The 3,917-nt window shown below is 32.0% G+C and carries 4 protein-coding genes; all 4 read left to right on the top strand.

Going from position 1 to position 3,917, the window contains the following annotated elements:
• Positions 1–71: 71 nt before the first annotated feature.
• The 4 genes from JJE11_RS16160 (at position 72) to JJE11_RS16145 (ending at position 3,745) form a co-directional block, all read left to right on the top strand.
• Entirely contained in the window at positions 72–998 is a 927-nt protein-coding gene (locus JJE11_RS16160; RefSeq protein ID WP_291637472.1) for an IS3 family transposase, read from the top strand.
• 356 nt (positions 999–1,354) lie between these two features.
• The gene (locus tag JJE11_RS16155; RefSeq protein ID WP_291637470.1) at positions 1,355–1,798 is read left to right on the top strand and encodes a MarR family transcriptional regulator; all 444 of its coding nucleotides are present in this window, start codon (positions 1,355–1,357) and stop codon (positions 1,796–1,798) included.
• On the top strand, positions 1,791–3,014 hold the full coding sequence (locus tag JJE11_RS16150) for an MFS transporter (RefSeq protein ID WP_291637468.1): 1,224 nt from the start codon (positions 1,791–1,793) through the stop codon (positions 3,012–3,014). The genes JJE11_RS16155 and JJE11_RS16150 overlap by 8 nt, the downstream gene beginning before the upstream one ends.
• 539 nt (positions 3,015–3,553) lie before the next feature.
• On the top strand, positions 3,554–3,745 hold the full coding sequence (locus JJE11_RS16145) for a hypothetical protein (RefSeq protein WP_291637466.1): 192 nt from the start codon (positions 3,554–3,556) through the stop codon (positions 3,743–3,745).
• The last annotated feature ends 172 nt before the right edge of the window (positions 3,746–3,917 follow it).

Genomic DNA, 3,917 nt, shown 5'->3' with positions numbered 1-3,917 from the left:
CTTAGATTCAAAGAAAAGGCTTTAGCCGAAACCGCGGCACTTTTAGTACTAAGAAAAAACGTTCATGCGATTTGGGGGGACCAAGAGGAAGACTAATCAGTGCCTCAGATCGCATTAAAGCTTTAGAACTGATTAATGAAGTGGTACATGCTGGTGCTCGGTTGAGTCCATGCTGCAACGAAGTTGGAATATCGACTAGAACCTATGAACGATGGTCGCTAACGCCAGAATCCACAAAAGATAAACGGCCACTAGTGCCTAGGAAACCGCCTAAAAACAAGCTTAGTGATGAGGAAAGAGCAGCGATTCTACAAGTCATAAATAGCAATGAGTATGCTGATTTAGTACCTGCACAAATAGTGCCAAGGCTAGCCGATCAGGGAATTTATATTGCCTCAGAATCTACGATTCACAGAATACTAAGAGAAGAAAAACTAAACACTCATAGATTTAAGACGAAGGCGCCTGTAAAAAGGGTTCCGCCTACCCACATAGCAACCGAAAAAAATCAAGTTTGGACGTGGGATATCACGTGGTTTGACGGCTCTGTGAAAGGTCAATATTTTAAGCTATACCTGATAATTGATATGTTCAGCCGTATGGTTGTTGGTTATGAAGTTTGGGAAACAGAGAATGCTGAATATGCCAAAATTCTTGTTAAACGTGCCCTTATTTCTCAGAAAATATTAGGTAAGCCTCTTATACTTCATTCTGATAATGGAAGTCCTATGAAGGCAGCAACTTTCCTTGCTACATTAGAGAAACTGGGGGTTCAGAGTTCCTTTTCAAGACCTAGAGTAAGCAATGACAACCCTTATTCAGAATCACTATTCAAGACAATGAAGTATTTTCCAACATTTCCTAATGGTGGATTTGCAAGCGTTACTGATGCACGAGAGTGGGTGACCAGGTTCGTATACTGGTATAACTATGTTCATATGCATAGTGGCATCAAATATTTGACCCCATACCAACGCCATTATAGCTTGCTCTCATAGAGAAAACGTCATCATAAAAAGGTTAGAATTAAAAAATGCGACAACTATGTTGACAAACTCCTCAATGAATTATGATCGTTATAATACATTCAAAGTAAAAAATCAACTTATTATATTACATTCAAATCATAATTTTTAAGGAATGATCAATATAGCCAATGTGAAAGTAACTCAATTACATTTATGTTACTTTCAAAATATCAATACACACTTATTATAGACATCATAAGGTAAGTATATGATTTTGACATTACTGTTAATTTTAATGGTTGGGGGTATTTTAACACTAAATTATTGACATTTTAGAAAAATAAATATATAGTTGCTTAGGCAATCATTTTAAAGGCGGTGATTTTTTGACATATAATTATAAGTTTTTCCATCAACTTTTAAAACTTTCTAGAACTGTGGTTAGTGACTTTAATACAGAAATTATTGAATATAATCTTCATCATTCTCAGTGGACAATTATCCAGTTTTTAAAAAAATATGGTCCTTCTACACTTGTGGATATAGCTAATTATTTAAGTGTAGAAAAATCGTCGGTTACTCGCGCTGTAGATCGTCTAAAAAAGAGTGAATTCATCGAAGAAGTGTCAGGAAAAGACAAGAGAGAAAGAAGAATCAAACTAAGCGATTTAGGAGAAAAAGCATATGTTTTAAGCTACAAAACTGTAGTAGAGTTTGAAAACAATGCTATGAAGGATATTTCAAAAGAGGAATTAGAAACTACTTTTCAATTGCTACTTAAAATAATGAACAATATAAATAATGAACATGGAGGAATAAAGGATGCATAAATCCGAATTATGGACTAAAGATTTTATAATTATTACTGTAACTACATTTTTTGTTTATTTAACTTTTTACTTATTAATGACTACATTAACCGTTTATGCTATTAATCAATTTAGTGCTTCGCAAAGCCAAGCTGGTCTTGCTTCTAGCATATTCGTCATAGGTGCACTTCTTGCACGTATTCTAGTTGGAAAATATATTGAAGTAATTGGACGTAGAAAATTACTATTTACAAGTTTAGGTTTATTCTTAATTACTTCGATATCATATTTTTTAGCATATAATTTGAACTTATTATTAGTGGTTCGCTTTATACATGGAGCAGTTTATGGTGTTGCAACTACAGTAATGGCAACAGCTATAATGGATATTATTCCTAGTGAGCGCCGTGGAGAAGGGACTAATTATTATTCATTAAGTATAACTCTTGCATCGGCAATTGGACCTTTTTTAGGGATTTTTCTCACTAAACATGCAAATTATGATGCAATATTTGTTGCTTGTACTGTGTTTTCAATAATTAGTATTATTGTTATGTTATTTACAAAAATTCCTGAAGCAAAATTAACAAAAGAACAGACCAAAGCTATGAAAGGATTTAAACTTCAACATTGCTTTGAGAAAAAAGCTATACCCATTTCAGCTGTTGCATTTATTATGGGTATAGCTTACTCTGGAATTTTGACGTATATTAATTCATATGCAATCAAAATTAATTTAACAGATGCAGCTAGTTTCTTTTTTCTTGTATATTCTATTGCCTGCCTTATTTCAAGACCATTTACGGGTAAGTTAGTGGATCGCAAAGGAGATAATATTGTGATGTATCCTTCTCTAATATTGTTTATTGTGGGTTTAGTATTAATTAGTCAAGCTAGCCAGGGGTTCATTCTTTTGTTAGCAGGAGCATTAGTAGGTCTTGGCTATGGAACTGTCTTTACTTGTACCCAGGCCATTGCTGTAAAAGTATCGCCTAAGCACAGAGTAGGCCTTGCTACTTCAACCTTTTTCATTTCCATGGATGCAGGAATTGGAATTGGTCCTTTACTAATAGGAATTATAATACCTTCAGCTGGTTTTCGTGGAATGTATATGACACTATCTGTTTTTGTGTTTTTATCTATCTTTTTATACTATTTTATACACGGTAAAAAATCAGCATCTATACACCAACATTCAATTGAAAATTCAAATCTAAAACTAGATAATATAAACTAAATAACTTTAAAATTGATCCAAAGAAAAATCCAAGATTATTTCTTTAGTTCTATAATAATGGTATCCGTAAGGTATAAGTAATAGTTTTTTATAACAAATGGCTTAAAATTAAGTTAATCTACTACTATTTTATATCAAATTTAAACACTTATAATTCATAGACAATATATTCATTTTGCAATTTTTATTTAAAATCTTGTAAAGCGTTGATAAATCAAGGAACCGAAAGTTACACAAGTACATTGTGTAACTTTCAAAACATCTAAAATCCACATTAATAGTATATTTTGTCCCTAATATACCTTTTTGGCTGGATAGGCAAAACTACCCAAAAAGGAATGTTTTATAAATATACATCTGAACAAATATATAGGGTATATGTTTTACCCTATACACTTAGGTTTAATCGCACTTATTACTTACTAGGGTGTCTTAGCCACTCTCCCTAAAATGTGTTTTAGACATAAGTACCCAATAAGAACTAATGTAGTCTTTATAAAAAATAATGATATTAAACAATAAGTAGAGGGCGTGGTAGATTGAAATATTTATGGTTAGCAGTAACAACTGATAAGTATGAATTTCCAATATATATTGAGGATACAGCAGAAAAATTAGCAAATAAACTAGGTATACACTGCACTACAGTAATTACTTCTATATTGCAAAATAAAAGTGGGAGAAACTCAGGTAGAAAACTAATTAAAATAATTATTGATAACGAGGAATAAAATTAAGAATTTATTTATTCACAACTTAGACATAGTATTAGGGGTATGAAGAACATAGCTGTTGGCAACCGCAAACCAAAATACAATATTTAGAAAATTATAGCTTTAAAAGTTCCTAGAATGTCAAGAGTAGGAACTTTTAAAGCTATAATTTTCTAAATATTGTATTTTG

It is taken from the genome of Clostridium sp., assembly GCF_016650095.1.
Taxonomy (GTDB): Bacteria; Bacillota; Clostridia; order Clostridiales; family Clostridiaceae; genus Clostridium_AD.
The sequence above is the reverse complement of the archived record's forward strand: the minus strand, read 5'-3'. Positions and strand labels throughout refer to the sequence as shown.

What these genes read in the sequence shown, in the direction of transcription:
- JJE11_RS16150 (WP_291637468.1), top strand. Translation starts at nt 1,791, where the DNA reads ATGCATAAATCCGAATTATGGACTAAAGATTTTATAATTATTACTGTA.